Origin of the sequence: Terrabacter sp. Soil810 (assembly GCF_001429645.1) — a bacterium.
Classification (GTDB): Bacteria; Actinomycetota; Actinomycetes; order Actinomycetales; family Dermatophilaceae; genus Terrabacter.
In genome coordinates, this window is sequence record NZ_LMSW01000011.1 from 1775005 (window position 1) to 1797609 (window position 22605).

Genomic DNA, 22605 nt, shown 5'->3' on the forward strand with positions numbered 1-22605 from the left:
GGGTCGTTGGTATGGATCGGCCTGCGGCAGAGCAGGACTCAGCTCTTCACGGCCCCCGCCGTGAGGCCCTTGATCATCTGCCGCTGGAGGAAGAGGAACAGCACGAGGATCGGCAGCATCGCCAGGACGGTGCCGGCCATGACCGGCCCCCAGTTGGTGACGCCGTCGTTGTTCTGGAGGAACGTCAGACCGACGGGCAGCGTGGCCGTCGACTCGTCGTCGGCCATCAGGAACGGCCAGAGGTACTCGTTCCACTCGTTGACCACCGTGATGAGCGCGAACGCCACCAGCGTCGGCCACGACATGGGCATGACCACGCGCCACAGCAGCTTCATCGGCCCCGCCCCGTCGAGGCGGGCGGCCTCGATGATCTCTCCGGGCAGGTTGAGGAACTGGTTGCGCATGAGGAAGGTGCCGAAGGCGACACCGGCCAGCGGGATGATGATGCCCTGGTAGGTGTTGCGCCAGCCGAGCTGCGCGACGAGCGCGTAGTTGCTGATGACGGTGATCTGGTTGGGCACCATCAGGGCCGCGATGACGACGAGGAAGACGATCGAGCGCCCCGGGAAGCGCAGCAGCGACAGGGCGTACGCGCTGATGACGCCGAGGATGATCTTCGCGAGCGACGTCGCGGACGTGATGATCACCGAGTTGCGGACGTAGTCGAAGAACGGGATGCGGGTCGTCAGCTCGCTGTAGTTCGCGGTGGTGGCGGGGTCGGGCCACCACTGCGCCGGACGGACGTAGATGTCGCCGCGCTCCTTGAACGACGTGATGAGGATCCAGAAGAGCGGGACGGCGACGACGAGGACGACGAGGACCATGCCGGCGTATCCCGCTGCGGTCCAGAGCGGTCCACGGTTGTGGGTCGACGCCTTCACGTTGTGCGACGCGCGTCGGCGCCGACGCCGGGTGGGCGCCTCAGGTGCCTTCTCGTCGTCGAGGGTCCCGAGGATGGTGGACGTGCTCATGCCTTCTTCCCCCTGTCCATGAAGCGCACCTGGACGACCGTGACGGCGAGCAGGATGACGAACATGACCGTGGCGACCGTGGCGCCGTAGCCGGCGCGCTGGTTGACGAACGTCTCCTGGTAGACCTGGTAGACGAGGGTGGTCGTGGCATTGCCCTGTGGACCGCCTCGGGTCATGACGTTGATGATGTCGAAGACCTGCACCGAGCTGAGCAGCACCGTGATCGACAGGAAGAAGGTCGTCGGCCGCAGCTGTGGCATGAGGACCCGGCGGAAGCGGGTCCAGGCCGACGCCCCGTCGATCTCGGCCGCCTCGTCGAGGTCGGCGCGCCGGCCCTGGAGGGCGGCCAGGTAGATGACGAACGTGTAGCCGATGTTCTTCCAGATGTAGGTCACGGTCACCATGAACAGGGCCCATCCGGGCTCCTGGTAGAAGTCCGGGACCCCGACGCCGATGCGGACCAGCAGGTCGCGGATGAGGCCGTAGTTGGGGTCGAAGACGAACTGGAACGCGATGCCGATCGCGGCGCCCGAGATGACGAACGGCGCGAACACGACCGAGCGCACGAGGTTGCGGCCCCTGAGCTTCTGGTCGAGCAGCAGCGCGAGGCCGAGCCCGACCGCCATCGAGATGCCGACCGTCGCGACCGTGAAGACCAACGTGTTGCGCACGATGATCTTCGTGTCGTCACGCCCGAACCACTCGATGTAGTTCGACAGGCCCACGGGGTTGGCGATGGGCGAGGAGACGTTCCAGTCGGTGAACGACAGCCTGATGTTGTCGAGCAGCGGACGGTAGGTGAAGACGATGAGGAGCACGAGGTTGGGCAGGAGCAGGAGGGCCGCGAGCGACCACTCCCAGGCCCGTCCGCTCGACCGTCGCGGGGGTGGCCCGACCTCGGGCGGGGGTCCCCCGGTTCCGGGCGTGGCGCTGCGGGGATGGGTCACCGATGACTGCACCCGGCCAACCTAGCCGCGCGAATGCACCGATTGCGGCTTTGGTGCGTCAGGCATTCAACGCGTGTCTGAACTCCTGTCGCGACGGGTGCTCGCGGCGCACGACGGGCGCGACGTCGGCGAAGAACCGATCGATGCTGCGTCGCGTGACGGCCTCCGGTAGGCCCGGCACATCGAGCGAGACGCCCGAGAGCTCGTGGCCGAACGCCTCGCGGTACCGACCGATCTTGTCGACGACCTCGGCGGGCGAACCGATGAGCGCGGAGCTGTCCCGGGCGTACTCCTCGACGGTCGTGAAGGGCAGCCGGTTGTGGACCGCGCCGGGTGAGCGCCGGAACGCCTCGAAGGCAGGCTCGTAGAGGCGCAGCGCCTCCTGGGTCGTGTCGGCGACGAGCAGGCCGAGGAACCCGGCACCGACGACCGCGTCCGCCGGGTCGTGGCCGTGCGCCTCCCACCGCTCGCGGTAGTGACGCACGAGGGCTGCGTACTTCGTTAGTGGGTGGAAGCCGTTGGCGGAGAAGAGCGGGTCGCCCCAGCGCGCCGCGAGCTCGGTCGACTCGGTGGAGCTGGCGGAGCCGTGCCAGACGGGAATCGGCTGCTGGAGCGGCCGCGGCTGCGTGGTCGCGTCGACGAGCGGGGGCCGGAACCGGCCTGACCACGTCACGCGCTCCTCGCGCCACAGCCGCCGGAGCAGCTCGTACTTCTCGGCGTTGCGTTCCCACTGCCCCTCGAGGTCGAGCCCGAAGAGGGCGTTCTGGTCCGGGTCGTTGCCCTTGCCGATGACGACGTCGAGCCGTCCGCCGCTCAGGTGGTCGAGGGTGGCGTAGTCCTCGGCGACGCGGACCGGGTCGAGGAGCGAGAGCACCGTGACGGTCGTCATGAGGCGGATGCGAGTGGTGCGCGCCGCGAGGTGGGCGAGGACGACGGGCGGCGAGGAGGAGACGAAGCGCTGGGCGTGCCGCTCCCCCACGCCGAACGCGTCGAACCCGAGCTGTTCGGCCCACTCGGCCTGGTGCGCGACGTGCTCGAAAGCCTGCGTCTGGGTGCGCGCGACTCCGGTGACCGGGTCGGGGCTCGTGTCGAGCAGCGTGTAGGTGGCGAACCTCATGCCGGCCGCTTCTCCCCTGCCGTGACGGGGACGGCGATGCGGTTGCCCGTGACGGGCCCCGGGCACGTGCCATGGGCCGTGAAGGCGAAGGGAAGGTTGACCGCGCGGTTGAAGTCGACGACGACGTTGCCGTCGGGGTCCGGCGCCGACGTCGTGACGGTGCGCCAGGGCGCCGAGGCATCACCGTTCGTCGTGTCGTGGAAGAGCAGCCCCAGGCCGTCTCCGGCCGCGACCGCGCTGAGTCGGTGGCGCACGCCGTCGATGTCGACGTCGACCGTGCCGACGACGGTGGCGTGCTGCACGAGGTCGTCACGCGCGGTGCGCACCGCCACCCGCGCCGGGCGGTCGGACGGCGTGAACCGGCCGGGTCGCACCCAGTCGGGGTCGTGCTCCCACGTCGGCACGCCGCGGAAGCCCAACCGCGTCGGTGCCTGTGGGTCACGGGTGCGCACGGCGAGCCTCCCGCCCCTTCGGAGCAGCTCGACGACGCGGTCCCCGTGCCTCACCCAGAGTCGCGAACCCGACTCCTCGACGTCCGCCGTGGCCCGTCCGGCGACCGGTTCGTCCCCGACCCGGAGGGACTCACCGGGGTCCGCCTCGACATGGGCTCCGGAGTCGTCCGCCCACCAGCGGCCCGGGAGGCCGGGCAGGCTCGCCGCCTGGTCAGGGAGCCAGGCGAACGCGGTCAGCGAGAGCCAGCCGTGCTCCTGGGCGAGGTCGGTCTCCCGCGCGGTGCGCCACGCGAGCCACTCGTCCGTGGCGCTCATGCGACGGCCGCCCGGTCGGCCGTGTCGGCCGTGTCGGCCGTGTCGGCCGTGGCCGCGGCCGCCTCCCGACGCGCGACCTCGTCGCGCACGAGCGGGATGACGTGCCGCCCGAAGTCCACGGCGTCGTCGTAGAGGTGGTAGCCGCGGGCCGAGAAGATCCGCACCCCGAGGTCGTAGTAGTCGAGCAACGCCGCTGCGACGGTCTCGGGGGTGCCGACGAGGGCCGTGGAGTTCCCGCCTCCCCCCGTGGCGGCCGACGTCGCGGTCCAGAGGGCACGGTCGTGGCGCTCCCCCGACTCCGCGGCCGCCAGCAGCCGCTGCGACCCTGCGTTCTCGGGCTGGGAGCCGTTGCGGCGCAAGCGTCCCCGCGAGGCAGAGCCTCCGGCGGCTCTGTGCGCCCGGATGTCGCCGAGGGTGCGCTCGGCCTTGTCCCAGGCCAGCTCGTCCGTGGCTCCGAGGATCGGCCGGAAGGCGACCTGGATCGTCGGCAGGGCACGCCCGGCATGGGCGGCGGCAGCGCGGATCGTCTCGATCTGCTCCGCCGTGCCGGCGAGCGGCTCGCCCCACAGCGCGAAGACGTCAGCCTCCTGCGCACCGACGGCGTATGCCGCCGGGCTCGACCCGCCGAAGGAGATCCGCGGGCGCGGGGTCTGGAGCGGCTTGATGTCGGCGAGGAAGCCCTCGAAACGGTAGTGCTCGCCGTCGAAGTCGAACGGCTCGTCGCTCGTCCACGCCTGCTTGAGGATCTGGATGAACTCCCTCGTGCGGGCGTACCGGGCGTCCTTGTCGAGGTGGTCACCCTCCGCGGCCTGGTCCGCGGTGCTGCCTCCGGTGATGACGTGCACCTCGAAGCGGCCGTCGCTGATGTGGTCGAGCGTGGCGAAGGTCTTCGCCGTCAGGGTGGGGTAGGCCGTGTTGGGCCGGTGCGCGACGACGAGGTTGAGCCGGTCGGTGTTCGCCGCGACGTGGGCGGCGACCTGTGCGGGGTCGGGTGAGCCGGAGTGGTAGGCGAAGAGGACGCGGTCCCAGCCGTTGTCCTCGTGGGCGCGGGCGAGCTTCGTGGCGTACGACAGGTCGAGGGCGCCCGCGCTGCGTGCGGTCGTCTCCGTGCCGTCGTGGTTGGCGGCGATGCCGAGGAACTCAACTGGCATGACGGTGGTCCTTCTCTCTCGGGGTGTCTCGGGGGTCGTGCTGCGGTCGGTGGGCGTCGTCGTGGTCCCGCACGTGGACCGGTGCCCTGCGTGGCGGTCGGTGCGACGAGGAGCTGATGAGGTGCGCGGGCGTGGTGCGCCCTGCCAGGGCGACCGTGAGCAGGTCTCGGGCGACGGCGTCGTTCTGGCGGAACCCCGGCCCGTTGAAGCGGGGCCGGGAGAAGCCTCCGGCGCCGACGGACCCCGACACCGCGGGGCCGACGAGGTAGCGGTGCGGGTGCACGCTGCCGTCGGCACGGACGGCCCGCGCCCGGGCGTCGTCGACGAGCTGCCCCGCGCCGAGAGCGGTCCCGTCGGAAGCCGTGACGGGCCGCGAGCGCAGCTCGCCCGAGGCCAGCAGCCCGGCGACGAGGGGGTCGGTGACGAGGGCGCTGTCGGGTCGGGGCAGCCTCGCGTCGACGGCTGCCCGGGCCCGCACCTCACGGTCTCCGGAGCGCCCGACGAAGGCACCGTCCTCGATGACGAGCTCGAGGTGCGGGCCGAGGAACCGGACGATGCCCGCCCGGTGCAGCGCCAGCAGCTCGGCGAGCCGACGCGGCGGAGGTCCGCTGGCCAGGAACGAGAAGAGCCCGTGGAAGTGCCCCTCCACGTGCCGCACCCGGTCCTCGTCGAGGAGGCGACCGGTCACGACGAGCTCGGTCAGGACGGCATACACCGCGAGGAGCGTGTCGAAGACGGCCCGGTCGCTCGACCGCGACGGGTCGGCGCGACGGGTCAGGTCGTGTCCGACGTGCTCTGCGACGAGGCGCTCCACCTCGTCGGGCGACGTCCCGTCGTGGAGGACGGCGTCGAGCGGCCGGTCGATGCGGTGGATGTCGAAGACGTCCTCGGGGTCGCTCAGGTGCGCCACGGCGACGGCCGTGAGCTCCCCGTTCGTGACGTCGGCCCTGGCGAGGGCGCGCTCGAGCGCCTCGAGGGTGCCTCGGGTCCGCTCCGGGTGGGCCTCGAAGAGCCGGCGGTAGTGCGCCGCCGCGAGCTCGAGCACGACGAGCGGCCAGACCTGGCTCCGGTAGTCGAGGACCGACGTGCCGCCGCCGAGGGTGGCGAGGCGCTCACGGGTCAGGTGGCGCAGCGGGGCCGGTCCGGCGACACCCTCGCGGACCTCGTAGCCGAGCTTGGCGTGGTAGGGCACGCCGCGACGTGACCCCACGTGGAGCACCGGCTCACGGCCGCTCGGGTGGTAGGTCAGCTGCGTGCCGTCGCCGGTGAACGTGCCGCCGCGGCCTTCGCCGAGAAGGACGACGAGGTCGACGAACGCCAGGCCCATCCCGCGGACGACGACGGGCTCCCCCGGCTGCAGCCCGTCGAGGTCGAGGTCGGCCGTGTGCCCCGGGGGGACGTAGGTGAGTCCCTGGGCGGCCGCGACGTCGAGGAGCCGCTGCTCGCCGGGGGCGGGAGCCTGGTCGAGATACCCCTGCGCGAGGACGACGAGGTCCGCCTCGAGGTGCCGCCCGTCGGCCAGGCCGACGCGTTGGGACCCGCCGCGGTCGACGAGTCCGACGGCCCGGCTCGCGTGGACGTGCACGCTGACGGCCTCCGGAAGGGAACCGACGACTCGTCCCCAGGCCCAGTCGAGGTAGTCCGCCTGGACGACGCGGGGCGCGAAGGAGCGGGCAGACAGCCCGGCCGCCGCGGCGCTCGCCTCGGGACCGGCCGCCCACTCGGACAGGGACGGCCCCGGCACGACCGGTCCCTCGCACGTGACCGACTCGTCCGTGAAGACCGTGACGTCCTGCGCCTCGGAGTTCATCCAGAGCAGGGGCGACTGGGCTGCCCGCCAGATCCGACCGGTGCCCGGCGGGTGCGGGTCGACGACGTGCACCTCGACCCGCTCCCCCGGCGTGCCGACCACGCCCGCGTTGGCGCCGAGGCGCTCGACGAGGCCGAGCGCCCGCGGTCCGGCCCCCACGACGACGATCCGTCGGCCGGTCACGCCGCACCCCAGTCCCGGTACGAGCGCAGCCCGGGCGACCCGGCGGACACGCCGGGCACGGCGGGCACGGCGGACGCGCCCGATAGGACCGTCCCCGCCGGAAGCTCCTTGTCGAAGGCGTGCGGGCCGATCGACTCGGGGTCGGCGTGCAGGTCGAAGGCCGGGAGGTAGCCGGCTGCGAGGTAGAGCGCGCGTGCCTCGGGCTGGCGTGGCCCCGTGGTGAGGTGGATCCTCCGGTACCCGAGCCCCGCGGCGGCCTTCTCGAGCTCGATCAGGACCCTGCGGGCGAGTCCCTGACGACGGAACTGGGCGTGGGTCCAGACCCGCTTCACCTCGGCGGTCTCGTCGTCGTGGCGGCGGATCGCCCCGCCGGCGATCGTCTGCCCGCCTCGGAGCACGACGACGAACGCCCCGTGGGGTCCCTCGAAGTCGCTGACCGGGACCTCTGTCAGCTGCGTGTGGGGCGTCGACAGCCCGTAGCGCGTGCCGTACTCGACGACGAGGTCCTCGAGGAGCGGGGCCGCGACGTCGTCGTGCGGGGACACGCGCAGCACGACGTCGTCGTCGTCGAGGGCCGGCACCTCGTCGCGGCGGTGCCGCGCGACGTGCGTGAGGAACGACTCCGTGACCTGATGGAGGGCTCGGGAGGCGGACTCCGAGAGCAGCACGCCGCCGTCGGCGGGGAAGACCTGCACGTCGGAGGCCAGCACGAACCAGCCCTGGGTCACGTGCTCCGCGCCGAGCGAGACGAGCACCGGCCGCAGGGCGTAGTCGACGGCGAGCACGTGCGCCGCACTGCCGCCGGTGGCGACGGGAAGCACCGACTTGCCCCGCAGTGCGTACTGCGGGAGCAGGTCGAGCAGCGTCTTGAGCAGCCCGGTGTAGGCCGCCTTGTAGACCGGTGTCGTGACGACGACGGCGTCCGCCGCCTCGATCCGCGCCACGACCGCCGCGATCTGCGGGTCGGTGGCGTCGGCACGCAGCAGCGCCTCCGGGGGCAGGTCGCGCACGACGACGCGCTGGACGTCGTGGCCTCGCACGGCGAGACGGCGTTCGATGTGGCCGAGGACGGCATCCGTGCGGGACGCCGCCGACGGGCTCGAGGCGATGGTGACGATGGTGGCCATGTCAGCGCCTCACTTCGCCGAGGTCTCGGTGGGCTTGGGCAGCCCGGCGGGGTTGACCTCGGAGGCGGGCACCGCCTCCGCGGTGAGGCCCCACCGGGCGAGGACCTTGCCGTAGCTGCCGTCCGCGATGGCGGCGTTGATGGCGTCCGCGATCGGCTTGGCCAGGCCGTTGCCCTTCTTCGTCAGCACACCGACCTTCCCGGGGATCGGGAAGCTCGACGACACGGTGCCGACGATCTGCGTCCTGCCGGCCGTGACGACGTGGTAGGTCGCGGTCGGGTTCGGGCCGAGGTAGAGGTCGATGCGACCGGAGTCGAGAGCGAGGTAGTACTCCGTCGTGCCCTGGTAGTAGACGAGCTCGGCGGGCGCGCGTCCGGCCTTCTCGTTCTCCTCGTTCCAGCGCAGCAGGATCGCCTCCTGCAGGGTCCCCGACCCGACGGCCACCTTCTTGCCCGAGATGTCGGCCGGCCCCCGCACCTGCAGCGTCGAGCCCTTCTTGGCCTCGAACGCGTGCAGCCCGAGCCGGTACGTCGCGAAGTCGTACTTCTCCTTTCGCTCCTCGGAGACGCCGACGTTGGAGATCGCGACCTGGTACTTGCCCGAGTCGATGCCGATGAAGAGGTTCTCCCAGCTCGTCGTCTGCACGTCGGCCTCGAGGCCGAGGACGTCGGCGACGAGGTGGGCGACGTCGACCTCCACCCCGATCGGCGTCGTGTTGTCGTCGGCCGTGAACGCCAGAGGGGGTATGCCGCCGCCCGCGCCGCCGCTGCCGATGACCAGGGTGCCCCTGGCCTTGACGTCGGCCGGCAGGGTCGCGGCGATCTCCGGATGCAGGGTGCCCGCCGGGCGCTTCGCGTTCGCCGAGGTGTCGAACGAGACGGGGAGGACCTTCGAGTCGCCGAGTGCCTTCGGGTCCACCTGCGTCGTCCCGGTGCTGACCGGGTCGGCGCAGGCTCCGAGCACACCGACGGTCGACAGGAGGGCGGCCGCGACGACGATCGCACGGCGGCCAGCAGGCGCATGGGTCTTGCTGTGGTGCATGATGATTCGTCTCCTGGGGTGGTGTGGGTGGCTCAGTCGGTCTTGGGCAGGCCGGGCGGGTTGACCTCGGACTTCGCGAGCCCCTCGGTGCTGAGGTTCCAGCGCTGGAGGACCTTCGCGTAGCTGCCGTCGGCGATCGCCGAGTTGATGGCGGCGGCGTAGGGCGCGGCGAGGCCGGAGCCCTTCCTCGTCAGCACGGCGATGAGTCCCTGCAGGGACTCCCCGGCGCCCGAGAAGTGACCGATGGCCTCGGTCTGCCCGGCGGTCGCGACGTGGTAGGCGACGCTCGGGTTGGGGCCGAAGTACGCGTCGATCCGGTGCGACGACAGCGCGAGGTAGTAGTCCGTCTGCGACTGGAAGTACTTCACCTCGGCGGGTGCGAGCCCGGCCTTGATGTTGGCCTCGTTCCAGTCGAGGAGGATCTTCTCCTGGTTGGTGCCGGAGCCGACGGCGATGGTCTTGCCGGCGACTTCCCTGCCGCTCGTGACCTTCCACGTGCCGCCCTTGGGCGCCTCGAAGGCGAGGTCGTCCTTGCGGTAGGTCGCGAAGTCGTACTTCTCCTTGCGCTCCTCCGTGACCGTGACGTTCGTCAGGGCCACGTCGTAGCGACCCGAGTCGATGCCGAGGAAGACGTTCTCCCAGCTCGTCGCGGGCGTCTCGACCCTGAGGCCGAGCTTGTCGGCGAAGAGGTGCGCGAGGTCGACCTCGACGCCGATGACGGTCTTGTCGTCGTCGGCCGTGAAGACGAGCGGCGGCGTGCCGCCACCCGCCCCGGCGTTGGCGGCCGTGATCGTGCCCCGCTCCCGGATGGCCGCCGGCAGCAGGGCCGCGGCCTTCTCGTCCTTGGCGGCGGTGATGCGCTTCTGGTCCGGGGAGGTGTTGACGGTCGGCCCGGCCTGGGTCGCGGGGCCTCCCGAGCTGGCCTCTGCGGCTCCGGAGCAGCCGGTGAGCGCGACGGAGGCGGCGACCACGAGGGCGGTGACGGCATACGTCGTCGGGCGGTGGACGGTGTGGGGACGTGCGGGCATGAGGACTCCTCTCGGCACCCGATGGGTGCGAGTCATGGATGGCCGGTACGGCCTGAGGGGTGGTGGGGTGGTGGGGTGGTGGGCGGCGTCAGAGGACGCGGTCGAGGAAGGCGCGGGTGCGTGCGTGGGCGGGGTGGTCGATGACCTGCTCGGGCGGTCCCTGCTCGACGATGCGGCCCCCGTCGAGGAAGACGACCGTGTCGGCGACCTCGCGGGCGAAGCCGACCTCGTGCGTCACGACGACGAGGGTGGCACCGTCGCGGGCGAGCTCCTTGATGACGGCGAGGACCTCGCCGACGAGCTCGGGGTCGAGGGCTGAGGTGGGCTCGTCGAAGAGGATGACGTCGGGGTGCAGGGCCAGGGCGCGGGCGATGGCGACCCGTTGCTGCTGGCCACCGGAGAGCTGACGCGGATAGGCGGCCGCCTTGTCCCCCAGACCGACCCGCGCGAGCAGGGCCCGGGCCTCGACCTCCACCTCGGACCGTCGCCGGCGCTGCGCCGACACCGGCGCCTCGACGACGTTCTCGAGGACGGTGAGGTGCGGGAAGAGGTTGAACTGCTGGAAGACGAAGCCGATGCGGCTGCGCTGGCGCAGGATGTCCCGCTCGGGCAGCTCGTGCAGGCGCTCACCCACCTGCCGGTAGCCGATGAGCGTCCCGTTGACGCGCACCTGACCCCGGTCGATCTTCTCCAGGTGGTTGATGGTCCGCAGCAGCGTGGACTTGCCCGATCCCGACGGACCGAGGATGACGGTCACGGTGCCCTCGGCGAGCTCGAGGTCGACGTCGTCGAGCACCCGGTGGCCCCCGAACGACTTCGTGACGCCGCGCAGGTCGACGACGGCGGTCATCGGACAGCCTGCTCGGGACGACGGGTGGCCTGCGATGCCTGCGTGGCGAACCCGGCCCACCGGGCACGCAGCCGCTGGAGCGGCGTCGGGGGCAGGGAACGGGCGCTGCCCCGGGCGAAGTGGCGCTCGACGTAGTACTGGCCGACCGACAGCAGCGTCGTGAGGATGATGTACCAGACCGTCGCCACGAGCAGGAGGGGCACGACCCGGGAGTTGCGGCCGTAGATCACCTGCACCTGGTAGAAGAGCTCCGGGATCGCGAGGACCGAGACGATCGAGGTGCCCTTGAAGAGGCTGATGACCTCGTTCGCGGCGTTGGGCAGGATCGAGCGCATCGCCTGCGGCAGCACGATCCTCGTGAGCTGACGGCGCCGCGGGATACCTAGCGCCGACGCCGCCTCGCGCTGCCCCTCGTCGACGGAGAGGATGCCTCCGCGGATGATCTCTGCCGCGTAGGCCGCCTGGTGCAGGGCGAGGCCGAGCACGGCCGCGCCGAGGGCCCCGAGGAGGTCGTTGGTCTCGACGCTGGCGAAGGACGGGCCGAACGGCACGCCGACGCTGATGGTCTGGTAGAGGTAGGCGATGTTGAACCAGAAGAGCAGCTGCACGATGAGCGGGATCGACCGGAACGCCCAGATGTAGGCCCACGCCACGGTCCGCAGGAACGCGTTGGACGAGAGACGCATCGCCGCGAGGACGAGCCCCAGGGCGAAGCCGGCCACGGTCCCGAGGACGGTTAGCTGGATGGTCGTGCCGAGGGCCCGGATGACGGTCTCGGTCGCGAAGTAGCGACCGAAGGTCGGCCAGTCCCAGCCGGGGTTGGTCGCCAGGCCGTTGACGAACATCGCGACGAGCAGGCCCACTCCGGCGACGCCGACCCACGTCCAGGGGTTGCGACGCGGGACGACGGCGAGGACCGGCCGGTCGACGGACGGCGTGACGGTGTGCGGGGCTGGTGGGGTCGCAGGGTGGTCCGCGCCGGTCGGCGGGACGGGCTCGGTCGCCCGTGGCGACGGAGGTGCCGTCGGCGCCGAGCGCCGGACGGTCGAGAGTGATGGCACGTGGGGCTCCTGGAGGGATCGCTCGGGCACCCGTCACCGGGGACGGGTGGCAGGGAGGCGGCGTGCGCCGCGTGGGGTGCGTGCTGGCGCCTGTCCCTGCGGGATCACCGCTGGGGCCATGGGCGCCGACCGGCCGGCCGAGGAGTCGGCGACCGAGACGTCGTCAGGGACGACAGAGCGCGCTGGACACGCGGAGCAGGTCGACGTGGCGGCGTAGCACCAGGTGGGTGCTCGTCGTGCGCGCCATGTCGGCTCCTCGGTCCGGGACCCGACCACAGCGAGTCCGCGCTTGCCGTCGCCTGCTGGCGACGGCCTGGTCCTCACCCGGAGCACCCCGCCGCGGTGGAGGGTTGCTGTCCAGCGAGCCGGGGCTTGGCACTGGAGCTCTTGACCTGTGGACGACACTACGAAGGGCGCGTGGCACCCGTCAATCGCCGAATCGGGCACTTCCTCGGCACCAGGACCGGGTGCGCACCCGCCGTCGGAACCTTGTATTCCCTTGCCTCCCAATGGATTTCCAGCATGGCAACGGACTGTCGGCGGACTTAATTCCTAGTAATCCAGTCGGAAATAGGCTCAGGCCCTTCTTGCATCCTGAGACAGCAGGCTCGCCTCGGCGCGTCGCCCACCGTCCCGCAGCCTCGACGACCCCCGCCACTCCCGGGCTACCACCGGGTAGTCTCACGCGCGTGACTGCCGGACCAGGTCGCACTGACGCGCCCGCCACGACCCCACCGACACCCGTCGGCCCCGGGTCGACCCGACGCATCGCCGCGCTCGACGGGCTGCGCGGGATCGTCATCGTCCTCGTCGTGCTCGGTCACGCCAACGGCAACCTGTGGCCCACCGACCTCGTCCTCCCCGTCCCGGTCCTCGGCGGCTTCTTCGGAGGTGGCGCCGTGTCGCTGCTCTTCGTCATCGGCGCCGTCATCGTCACGCGGGGCCTGCTGCGGGAGCGCGAGCTCGGCGTCATCGACCCGGTGCGCTTCTACGCCCGACGCGTGGTGCGCCTCGGGGTGCAGCTCGTCCCCTTCACGGTCGCGATCCTCGTGCTGCACCGCATCGACCCCACCGACACGACGAGCGCCCACACGACGAACCAGTCGGTGCTCAATGTCCTGGCCTTCACGTGGAACACCTACACCGAGCAGCACCTCCTCGAGGCCCGCCCCGACTTCTTCCACCTCTGGTACCTCAGCGTCCAGCAGCAGTGCTACCTCCTGCTCCCACTCGTCGTCGTGCTGCTGGGTGCCCGTCGTCGTGCGCTCGCAGCCGCCCTCGCCGCCCTTTTCGTGGCCATCACGGTGTGGCGCTACCACGTCTTCGCGACAGACGGGTGGATCGTCGCGCACAGCTCCACCACGACACGCTCCGACGGCCTCGTGCTGGGCGTGCTCGTCGCGGTGGTGCTGCCGTGGCTGGCGCCCCTGCGTCACCGGGCCGGGCATGCCATGACCGCCAGCGCCGTCGCCCTCGTCGTCCTCGTCGGCAGCCTCCAGGAGCTCCCGCCCTTCCAGTACCTCCACGAGTGGGGCATCGTCTTCACGCTCGTCGGCGGGGTCCTCGTGGCGACGATCTTCCTCGACCCCGCTCCCACGGTCGCGTCGCGGGCCCTGTCCACCCGGCCGCTCGGCTACCTCGGGCGCGCGTCGCTCGCCATCTTCATCTGGCACCTCCCGGTCTTCGCCCTCGTCGCCCGGCACACGACCACGTGGCAGTGGCCGACCCGGACTCTCGTCGCCGCCCTCGTGCTCGGCGTCGTCGTGTGGTCCTCCCACCGCTTCATCGAGGAGCCCACCCGGATCTGGCTGGCCACCCACCTCCGGCCGCGCCGGCTCGAGACCGCTCCCGGGCCGGTGCCGGCCGGGACGGCACGCCCGACGTCGCCCGCCGCCCCGGCGGGCGAGCCGTGAGCACGAAGGGGGCGGCGGCGAACACCTCGCCGCCGACCCGACCGGAGCACCCGGCCAGCGCGTCCCGCCTCGCGGTGCTCGACGGCTTCCGCGGGATCGCGATCGTCCTCGTCGTCCTGTCGCACCTCGGCAAGGTCTGGCCGGAGCAGCTGCGCCCCGACCTCGGCCCGCTCGACGGGCTGTTCGCCGCCGGGAGCATCGGGGTGACGATCTTCCTCGTCGTCGGTGGGTTCCTCGTCACCCGGGGCCTGCTCGCGGCCCGGTCCCGCGACGGGCTCCGCGGCCCGGTGGTCTCGTTCACCCGCCGGCTCGTGAGGATCAGCCTGCAGGTCTACCTCCTGCTCGCGGTCGTCGCCGTCGTCGCGGAGATCGACCCGACCGACCCGAACTCCCGCTCCGCCACGAACAGCTCGCTGCTCGCCGTGGCGACGTACTGGTGGAACGTCTACGTCCGCAACCACGCCCTCGACGCCCGCAGCGACCTCGGCCCCCTCTACTACCTCAGCATCGAGCTGCAGTTCTACGTCGTCCTTCTCGTCCTCGTCCTGCTGCTCGCGCGACACCGCCGGCTCCTGGCCGGCCTGCTCGCCGCGGCCATCCCGGTCGTCACGGTCTGGCGCTGGCACGTCTACGACACGCAGGGCTGGTTCGTCGCCTCGCTCATGACCACGACCCGCATGGACGGGCTGCTCTACGGCGCGCTGGCGGCCGTGGTCGTCGACCTGCTCCCGGGCAGGGTCCGGGCCGGTCTCCGTCGCCAGTCGGCGACCCTTGTGGGCGGCTCGCTCCTCGTCGTCGTGGGCGTCGTGGTCTCGTGCGCGTTCTACGACATCGGGGCCTACTTCAAGGTCCAGGGCATCGTGCTCACGGTCGCGTGCGCCCTGCTCGTCCTCGGCTGCGCGAGCCCCCTCGACCCGCAGGCGTATGCCGTCCGCCTCCTCTCGGAGCGCCGGCTCGCGTGGCTCGGGGTGGCGTCGCTCAGCATCTTCGCGTGGCACGTGCCTGTCTTCGAGCTCCTGATGCGCCACACGCCGGACTGGCCCCCGGCGGCACGCACCGCCGTCGCCCTCGGCCTCCTGGCCGCCGTCGTCCACCTCGTCGAGCGCTTCGTCGGGCGGCCGGTCACGGCCGTGGTCGGCCGCGTGGGCCGCACCGTGCGCCTGGCGGACCCGCCCGCCGTGGTGGAGCCGAGCCCTGGGCTGGTCCAGACCTCCCCTGCGCCGCAGCCGTCGCCGGCACCGACGCCGGCCGTGACCGGCTCGTCGACGAGCACCGCCCGACCCGGCCCCTCCCTGCGGCGCTCCTCGGGGACCGTCGTCGCGGCCGTCGAGGCACCCGACGACTGGGACGACGGGTTCGAGGACTACGACTACGACGGACCCGTCCGCGACTGACCTCGTCCGCGACCGAGGGCCGGACGCACGAGAGCCCCGGACCGTGACGGTCCGGGGCTCTCGGTGTTGCGGGTGACTGGCGTCAGTTGCCCGTCAGCTTCTCGCGAAGCGCGGCGAGCGCCTCGTCCGAAGCCAGCGTGCCCTCGGCCGGGGCCGGGGCGTTGCGCGGGGCGCGCTCGGCACGGTCGGCGTCGCCGGCCTCGGCGACGTCACCGGTCGCGGACGAGTACGACGTCGCGGAGCCGGCGTTGGCCGCAGCCTCGGCGTCGGCCTTCGTCGCGGCGTCGACCTGGGCCTTGTGGGCCTCCCAGCGAGCGTGGGCGTCGGCGTACTGGCGCTCCCACTTCTCGCGCTGGGCGTCGAAGCCCTCGAGCCACTCGTTCGTCTCCGGGTCGAAGCCCTCGGGGTACTTGTAGTTGCCCTGCTCGTCGTACTCGGCAGCCATGCCGTAGAGGGTCGGGTCGAACTCCGACGCCGCGACGGCCTGGTCGTTGGCCTGCTTGAGCGACAGCGAGATGCGGCGACGCTCGAGGTCGATGTCGATGACCTTGACGAAGATCTCGTCGCCGACGTTGACGACCTGCTCCGGCAGCTCCACGTGGCGCTCGGCCAGCTCGGAGATGTGGACGAGGCCCTCGATGCCGTCCTCGACGCGCACGAACGCACCGAACGGGACGAGCTTGGTGACCTTGCCGGGGACGACCTGGCCGATGGCGTGCGTGCGAGCGAAGTGCTGCCACGGGTCCTCCTGCGTCGCCTTCAGCGACAGGGAGACACGCTCACGGTCCATGTCGACGTCGAGCACCTCGACGGTGACCTCGGTGCCGACCTCGACGACCTCGGACGGGTGGTCGATGTGCTTCCACGACAGCTCGGAGACGTGGACGAGACCGTCGACGCCGCCGAGGTCGACGAACGCGCCGAAGTTGACGATGGAGGACACGACGCCCGAACGGACCTGGCCCTTCTGGAGCTCCTTGAGGAACGTCGTGCGCACCTCGGACTGCGTCTGCTCGAGCCAGGCACGGCGCGACAGGACCACGTTGTTGCGGTTCTTGTCGAGCTCGATGATCTTGGCCTCGATCTCCTTGCCGACGTAGGGCTGGAGGTCGCGGACACGGCGCATCTCGACGAGCGAGGCGGGAAGGAAGCCGCGGAGGCCGATGTCGAGGATGAGCCCACCCTTGACGACCTCGATGACGGTGCCGGTGACGACCCCGTCCTCTTCCTTGACCTTCTCGATCGTGCCCCAGGCGCGTTCGTACTGTGCGCGCTTCTTGGACAGGATGAGACGGCCTTCCTTGTCCTCCTTCTGGAGGACGAGGGCCTCGACCTCGTCACCGACCTTGACGATCTCGCCGGGGTCGACGTCGTGCTTGATGGACAGCTCGCGCGAGGGGATGACGCCCTCGGTCTTGTATCCGATGTCGAGCAGGACCTCGTCCCGGTCGACCTTGACGATCACACCCTCGACGATGTCGCCGTCGTTGAAGTCCTTGATGGTGGCGTCGATCGCCGCAAGGATGTCTTCCTGAGAGCCGATGTCGTTGATGGCGATCTCAGGCGCGGTCTTCTCGACCGTGTTGGCAGTCATGTAGTAGGAACTCCGATTGTGGACAGTTAGATTGGGGACCTCGCGGCGGCGGACCTGACGGCCGCTGCCCCGATGCCTTGTGGACAGGTTCAACATTGATCGTGCGCACACGGATGTGCACGGCAATCCTATCCGCGCTGTCACCAGCCGGTCAAAAGAGAGCACGTATGCCGTGAGCACGCCCACCGAGGCCACCCGCCGTCCCGCTCCCCCGGACGAGACGGCCACGGCCAACCGCACGTGGTGGGACGGCGAGGCGACGTCGTACTACGTCGAGCACGGGTCGTTCCTCGGTGACACCGACTTCGTCTGGGGCCCCGAGCGCCTGCGCGAGGATGACGCCGGACTGCTCGGCGACCCGGAGGGCCAGGTCGTCCTCGAGATCGGCGCCGGCTCGGGGCAGTGCTCGCGCTGGCTCGCCGCCCACGGCGCGACGGTCGTGGCCACCGACCTGTCGGCCGGCATGGTCGCGACGGGCGTGGCCGTCAACGACGCCCTCGCCGACGGACCGGACGAGGCCCTCCGTGTCCCCTTCGCGCAGTGCGACGGACGTGCCCTCCCCTTCGCCGACGCGTCCTTCGACACGGTCTTCACGGCATACGGCGTCGTGCCCTTCGTCGCTGACTCCGACGTCGTCATGGCGGAGGCGGCCCGCGTGCTGCGCCCCGGCGGCCGGTTCGTCTTCTCGACGACCCACCCCGTGCGGTGGTCGTTCGCCGACGACCCCGGGGCCGGCGGGCTGACGGCACGTCACTCCTACTTCGACCGCACGCCCTACGTCGAGCAGGACGAGCAGGGCCGGGCGACCTACGTCGAGCACCACCGGACGGTCGGCGACCGCGTGCGCGAGATCGCCGCGGCCGGGCTCGTCCTCGTCGACCTCGTCGAACCCGAGTGGCCCGAGGGCCACGAAGAGCCGTGGGGTGGATGGTCGCCCCTGCGCGGTCGGGTCATCCCGGGCACGGCGATCTTCGTCTGTCGCAAGCCCGCCTGACGCGCGGCGACGGGCACGGCGACCGGCGCGACGACTTGCCGCGACGGCCTGCGTCCCGACACCGAGACGGCGCCGGGACGGCGGTCGGACCGGTCAGGCGCCCACCGGAACGCGGTGTCGCGACCCGTCACTCGTTCGGGCATCGCTCTGGCGCAGGACGAAGCCGCCGAAGAGGGCCAGGACCCCGCCGACGAGCCCGACGAGCGGCACGGTCGAGGTGAGCAGGTTGAGCTTGCTCGCGTTGGCCTTGGCGTCCTCGACGTTCTTCGCCACGGTGTCGGGGGTGAACGCGAACGTCAGGTCGAGCACGGTCTGGCCCGACGAGGCCATGCTCCGGGTCTGGTGCTCGCTCTGCTTGAGGATCGAGCCGGTGAGGGCGTCGACCCACATCGTCTTCTCCGTGGAGTACTTCCCGGCGTCCTCACCGATCGTGATGTCACCGTCGATGATGCGCACGACGTACTTGTGCGTCGTGACGCCGTCGAGGTCCTCCTCGCCCTGGAACGTCGCCGGGACCGCGCGGCTGGTCAGGCCGTCCCAGAACTTGTAGTCGGCCTTCTCCGGGTGGAAGGGGAACTTGTTGATGAGCCCCTCGTGCTTCTTCGCGTCGGCGGGGAGGTACTTCGAGTCGTTCACGGCGAGCGCGGTGACGCGGTCGGTGGCGAACACGTCCGTGCCGGCGGACACGAGTCGCTTGTCGGGGTCGTCGGCCGAGACGCAGTCGGGGGCGGTGCCGTCGGGGTCCTTCACGAGGCACGACGAGCTCTCCATGACGACGACGGAGTCGTCGGACTTGGACGTGTCGGAGTGGGTGACGCTCGTCGCCTTGACCGGGGTCTCCTGCAGCGCCGTGCCGTCGAAGAGCTGGGCGTCGCCGGTCAGTCGCGTCACCGAGTTGATGTCGAGCGGGGTCTTCTCGACCTGGCCCGGGACCCAGAACCTGGCGATCAGGCCTCCCACCAGCAGGAAGGACCCCAGGAAGAGCAGGATGATGCTCAAGACCTTGCGCACCGAGCGACCCCTTCGTCGACGGCCGTCTGACCCACGTTCGGGCTTCGTCCGGCTTCAGTTCGGCGAAACCCTACCAGCGAGTACCCCACGGCGACCCGTGCGTGGTCCGTGATGTCGTGCAACGTTTCGGCAACCCTCCAGCCGGCGCCCGAGCCGCGGACGGCAAACCCGCCATCACGGTGTCCCGGACGCCCGGATGTCACTACAGTGCGGGCCATGAACGCCGAGAAGAAGGACGGCCCCGCGCCGTCGGCACCCCGACGGCTCGCGCCGCTCGACGGAGTGCGCGGCATCGCCATCCTCCTCGTCGTGCTCTCGCACGGATGGGCGCTCTGGCCGACCGCCGGCCTCGAGACCACCCCGGTCGTCGGGCTCTTCCGCGCGGGCAACCTCGCGGTGACGATCTTCTTCGTCGTCGGCGGCTACCTGCTGACGCGCTCGCTCCTCGGGGAGGTCGACCACACCGGTCGGCTCCGGGCGCGCACCGCGACGGTCCGGCGCTGGGCGAGGGTCAGCGCCCACGTCTACGCCCTCGTCGCCGTCGTCCTCATCGTCCACACCCTCGACGACACCGACCTCTACGACCGCTCCAACCTGCGCCAGTCCGCGGTCCGCATCGTCACCTACACGTGGAACTGGTTCCTGCGTGACAGCCCCCTGCTCGCCCGGCCCGACCTCGGACACCTCTGGTACGTGTGCGTCTACCTGCAGGTGACGGTGCTGCTCATCGTCGTCGTCAAGCTGCTCGGACGACGTCGCGTCCTGCTCCTCGTGCTGCTGGCCGGCGCGCTCGTGGCCGTCACGCTGTGGCGGGCGTGGGTCGTCGACCACGAGGGCCTCTACAGCGCGCTGCTGCGCACCACGACCCGGATGGACGGCATGCTGTGGGGCGCGCTCGCCGCGGTGGCGATGCCGTGGATCCGCCACCGCATCCGTCGAGCCGCACCCGCCCTCATGCCCGCGGCCCTGCTCGGCCTGGTCGCACTCATGCTGACCACCGGCCACGACGAGACGTACTTCCGCTGGCAGGGCGTGCTCATCAACCTCGCCGCGTTCGCCTTCGTGGTCTCGGCCGTGACGCTGGCTGCCCCGACCCGGCTCAGCGGCGCCCTCTCCTGGCGCCCGTTCGTCGTCCTCGGCAACGCCTCGATGGCGATCTTCGTCTGGCACTACCCGATCTTCTGGGCGGTCACCCGGCACACGACGTCGTGGTCGTGGCCCGCCCGGACGGTCGTCGCCCTCGCGATCACGGCCGCCTTCGTGCTCATGGCCCAGCGGCTCGTCGAGCGCCCGCTCCAGGCGTGGCTCGCCCACCCGCGGTGGGACCGGCGCCGCGCCGCAGCCGCCGAGCCCACCCAGCACACCGAGCCGGCAGCACCCCCGACCCGACGCTGACCGCGCACCGGGCCGACCGCCGGTCAACCCTTGCGGCGGAGGCGGTCGACGCGGGCGAGCCAGCGCTGCGCGGTTACGTCGGTGACGCCGAGCCGGCGCTTGGCGCGGTCGAAGAGGTCGACGGCCTTCTTGTCGGCCCAGATCGCGACCTTCCTGACCCCGTCGTCGGGACGCGCCCGGTAGTTCGTCGCCCGACGGACGGTCTGCTCCTCCTGCGTGAAGTAGTAGAGCGCCATCGAGCGGCGCGCCACGTCCTCGGGACACAGCAGCGGGTCCGGGTGACCATGGAAGCTGTCGTGGGAGGTCGTGAAGACGAACATGCGGTTGCCCTTGGGGGTGACCCTGCCCTGGACGGCCGTCATGTCGTGGTCCCACAGCTCGAGCTGTCCGCCCCACTCCTCCTGCCACTCCTCGTTGAGGTAGAGCAGGATGTTGACCCGGCGGGCCCAGTTCTCGTGCGTGTGGTGCGTGGAGAAGTCCGCGTGGATGTTGAGGTGGCCACCGCGCAGCGTCTGGTGCAGGCCACCGCCGTCCATCGACCAGTCGGGGATCAGCCCCTCGATGCCGGTGAGGCGCTCGAGGTAGTCGACGAACTCCGGTGACACGAACTCCTTGGCGACGGCCGTCAGGGTCGAGCCCCACGTGTCGGGCAGCGTGTTGGAGTACTTCGTCTCGTTGACGTGGAGGTAGCCCTTCCAGAAGGGGTCGCGGATTCCCGGGAACTCCTGCACCGCGGCGGCGAACGCCTCGGGCGTCAGCACGTCGTCGAGGACGATGTGCGGGTAGGGAGGTGCGGCGGCGTACCGGGCCGACGTCTCGTCGAGATCCGCCGTGAGCGACCCGACGTCGATGAGGGACAGCGCTGTCATGCGCGGAACTATCGCACAATATTTCCCGCGAGTAACTTGCAGTCGCTAGACTCCGCGAAGTTTCGTCGTCGGCTGCCCCCTCGGGCACCGTCCCGGGAGGTCAACGGTGCTCACCCCAGCTCACGCACGCACGTCCAGCACGCCCAAGCGCGTCGGTGTCCTCGTCGTCGCCTACAACGCGGCGACGACCCTGGCGCGGGTGCTCGACCGGCTGCCCGAGTCGTTCATCTCCGGGGTGGACCACATCCTCATCGGCGACGACGCCAGCGTCGACGACACGCACGCGGTGGCGACGGCGTACCAGAGCGGTTCCTTGCTCCCCCTCACCGTGGTGCGCCATCCGGAGAACCTCGGCTACGGCGGCAACCAGAAGGCGGGCTACCGCTGGGCGATCTCGCACGGCCTCGACGTCGTCGTGCTGCTGCACGGGGACGGGCAGTACGCCCCCGAGGTCATCGAGGACCTCGTCGAGCCGCTGCTCGCCGGGGATGCCGACGCGGTGTTCGGCTCCCGGATGATGCGCCGGGGCGCCGCCCGCGCCGGTGGCATGCCGGCCTACAAGTACGTCGGCAACCGCATCCTCTCGACGATGCAGAACGCCCTCACCGGTCTCGAGCTGACCGAGTGGCACAGCGGCTACCGCGCCTACCGGGTCGACGCGCTCGCCGACCTCGACCTCGGCTCGTACTCCGACGACTTCGACTTCGACACGGAGATCATCCTGGGGCTGCATGCCGCGGGGAAGCGCATCGTCGAGGTCCCGATCCCCACGTACTACGGTGACGAGATCTGCTACGTCAACGGGATGAAGTACGCGCGCGACGTCACCAAGGACGTCGTCCGCTTCCGCGCGGCCCAGATGGGCTTCGGCAGCGGCTCGACCGGGCTGGACGAGACCGCGTACGAGCTCAAGCCCTCACCGCACTCGTCCCACGGTCGCCTCCTCGGCTGGCTCGGCCGCCGCTCCCCGGCCCGCGTCCTGGACGTCGGGTGCTCCGACGGCCAGTTCGGCGCGCTCGTGCGCGAGCAGGGACACCACGTCGTCGGTGTCGACATCGTCAAGCACGACGGCGTGGCCGACCGCCTCGACGACTTCGTCGAGGCCGACCTCGAGCAGGGGCTGCCCGACGCCGGCGAACCCTACGACGTCGTCATCGCCGCCGACGTGCTCGAGCACGTCACCGACCCGGCACACCTGCTGAACGACATGACGGCCGCGCTGGCGCCCGGCGGCCGGATCCTCGTCTCGGTGCCCAACTTCGGGCACTGGTACCCCCGTGGCCGCGTCGCGGTCGGGCGGTTCGACTACGACCAGCGTGGGCCCCTGGACCAGGGGCACGTCCGCTTCTTCACCCGCCGCAGCTTCGAACGGCTCGTCACCC

General features: G+C 71.1%; 20 protein-coding genes and 1 riboswitch. Of the genes, 5 read left to right on the forward strand and 15 right to left on the reverse strand.

Features of this window, described 5'->3' with window-relative positions; translation table 11 throughout:
- Positions 1-38: 38 nt before the first annotated feature.
- The 12 genes from ASG96_RS14160 to ASG96_RS24675 form a co-directional block, all read right to left on the reverse strand.
- Positions 39-971: a carbohydrate ABC transporter permease gene (locus ASG96_RS14160; RefSeq protein ID WP_157610845.1), complete on the reverse strand. Its 933-nt coding sequence runs from the start codon at positions 969-971 to the stop codon at positions 39-41.
- The gene (locus ASG96_RS14165) at positions 968-1918 is read right to left on the reverse strand and encodes a carbohydrate ABC transporter permease (RefSeq protein ID WP_200962701.1); all 951 of its coding nucleotides are present in this window, start codon (positions 1916-1918) and stop codon (positions 968-970) included. Before ASG96_RS14165 ends, ASG96_RS14160 begins: the two co-directional genes overlap by 4 nt.
- 58 nt (positions 1919-1976) lie before the next feature.
- On the reverse strand, positions 1977-3035 hold the full coding sequence (locus tag ASG96_RS14170; RefSeq protein ID WP_057588259.1) for an LLM class flavin-dependent oxidoreductase: 1059 nt from the start codon (positions 3033-3035) through the stop codon (positions 1977-1979).
- Complete coding sequence (locus tag ASG96_RS14175) at positions 3032-3802, reverse strand: DUF1684 domain-containing protein (RefSeq protein WP_057588260.1); 771 nt, start codon at positions 3800-3802, stop codon at positions 3032-3034. Before ASG96_RS14175 ends, ASG96_RS14170 begins: the two co-directional genes overlap by 4 nt.
- On the reverse strand, positions 3799-4953 hold the full coding sequence (locus tag ASG96_RS14180) for an LLM class flavin-dependent oxidoreductase (protein WP_057588261.1): 1155 nt from the start codon (positions 4951-4953) through the stop codon (positions 3799-3801). The genes ASG96_RS14175 and ASG96_RS14180 overlap by 4 nt, the downstream gene beginning before the upstream one ends.
- Entirely contained in the window at positions 4943-6946 is a 2004-nt protein-coding gene (locus tag ASG96_RS14185; protein WP_057588262.1) for an FAD/NAD(P)-binding domain-containing protein, read from the reverse strand. Before ASG96_RS14185 ends, ASG96_RS14180 begins: the two co-directional genes overlap by 11 nt.
- Entirely contained in the window at positions 6943-8073 is a 1131-nt protein-coding gene (ssuE, locus tag ASG96_RS14190) for an NADPH-dependent FMN reductase (RefSeq protein ID WP_057588263.1), read from the reverse strand. Before ssuE ends, ASG96_RS14185 begins: the two co-directional genes overlap by 4 nt.
- 9 nt (positions 8074-8082) lie before the next feature.
- Positions 8083-9114, reverse strand: a complete 1032-nt coding sequence (locus ASG96_RS14195) for a transporter substrate-binding domain-containing protein (RefSeq protein ID WP_057588264.1) — start codon at positions 9112-9114, stop codon at positions 8083-8085.
- A gap of 32 nt (positions 9115-9146) precedes the next feature.
- Positions 9147-10142: an ABC transporter substrate-binding protein gene (locus ASG96_RS14200; RefSeq protein WP_157610847.1), complete on the reverse strand. Its 996-nt coding sequence runs from the start codon at positions 10140-10142 to the stop codon at positions 9147-9149.
- Between the two features lie 88 nt (positions 10143-10230).
- Complete coding sequence (locus ASG96_RS14205; protein WP_056757262.1) at positions 10231-10992, reverse strand: amino acid ABC transporter ATP-binding protein; 762 nt, start codon at positions 10990-10992, stop codon at positions 10231-10233.
- Entirely contained in the window at positions 10989-12053 is a 1065-nt protein-coding gene (locus ASG96_RS14210; protein ID WP_056757265.1) for an amino acid ABC transporter permease, read from the reverse strand. Before ASG96_RS14210 ends, ASG96_RS14205 begins: the two co-directional genes overlap by 4 nt.
- A 163-nt stretch (positions 12054-12216) precedes the next feature.
- Complete coding sequence (locus tag ASG96_RS24675) at positions 12217-12300, reverse strand: putative leader peptide (protein ID WP_369791901.1); 84 nt, start codon at positions 12298-12300, stop codon at positions 12217-12219.
- Positions 12301-12333: 33 nt separating this feature from the next.
- A riboswitch (SAM riboswitch) is annotated at positions 12334-12446 on the reverse strand.
- A gap of 296 nt (positions 12447-12742) precedes the next feature.
- Here ASG96_RS24675 and ASG96_RS14215 point away from each other — a divergent pair.
- Entirely contained in the window at positions 12743-13966 is a 1224-nt protein-coding gene (locus tag ASG96_RS14215) for an acyltransferase (protein WP_057588266.1), read from the forward strand.
- Complete coding sequence (locus ASG96_RS14220) at positions 13963-15360, forward strand: acyltransferase (protein WP_057588267.1); 1398 nt, start codon at positions 13963-13965, stop codon at positions 15358-15360. Before ASG96_RS14215 ends, ASG96_RS14220 begins: the two co-directional genes overlap by 4 nt.
- Before the next feature lie 82 nt (positions 15361-15442).
- Here the strand turns inward: ASG96_RS14220 and rpsA are convergent, their stop codons facing one another.
- Positions 15443-16954, reverse strand: coding sequence for a 30S ribosomal protein S1 (gene rpsA, locus ASG96_RS14225; protein ID WP_056757274.1), 1512 nt, complete (start codon positions 16952-16954; stop codon positions 15443-15445).
- Between the two features lie 172 nt (positions 16955-17126).
- Between rpsA and ASG96_RS14230 the strand changes: the two genes are divergently transcribed.
- A complete protein-coding gene (locus ASG96_RS14230) occupies positions 17127-17948 on the forward strand; it encodes a class I SAM-dependent methyltransferase (RefSeq protein ID WP_057588268.1) in 822 nt (273 codons plus the stop codon).
- Between the two features lie 93 nt (positions 17949-18041).
- Here the strand turns inward: ASG96_RS14230 and ASG96_RS14235 are convergent, their stop codons facing one another.
- Positions 18042-18959, reverse strand: coding sequence for a DUF3068 domain-containing protein (locus tag ASG96_RS14235; protein ID WP_056757280.1), 918 nt, complete (start codon positions 18957-18959; stop codon positions 18042-18044).
- Positions 18960-19175: 216 nt separating this feature from the next.
- Here ASG96_RS14235 and ASG96_RS14240 point away from each other — a divergent pair, with 216 nt between their 5' ends.
- Positions 19176-20354 (forward strand): acyltransferase, encoded by a 1179-nt coding sequence (locus ASG96_RS14240; RefSeq protein WP_057588269.1) that lies wholly within the window; start codon positions 19176-19178, stop codon positions 20352-20354.
- A gap of 23 nt (positions 20355-20377) precedes the next feature.
- On the opposite strand, the gene ASG96_RS14245 is transcribed toward ASG96_RS14240, so the two are convergent.
- Positions 20378-21223: a 2OG-Fe(II) oxygenase gene (locus ASG96_RS14245; RefSeq protein WP_057588270.1), complete on the reverse strand. Its 846-nt coding sequence runs from the start codon at positions 21221-21223 to the stop codon at positions 20378-20380.
- 106 nt (positions 21224-21329) lie between these two features.
- Here ASG96_RS14245 and ASG96_RS24245 point away from each other — a divergent pair.
- Positions 21330-22605, forward strand: a 1276-nt coding sequence (locus ASG96_RS24245) for a bifunctional glycosyltransferase/class I SAM-dependent methyltransferase (RefSeq protein WP_235509156.1), incomplete at its 3' end; no start/stop codon positions are given.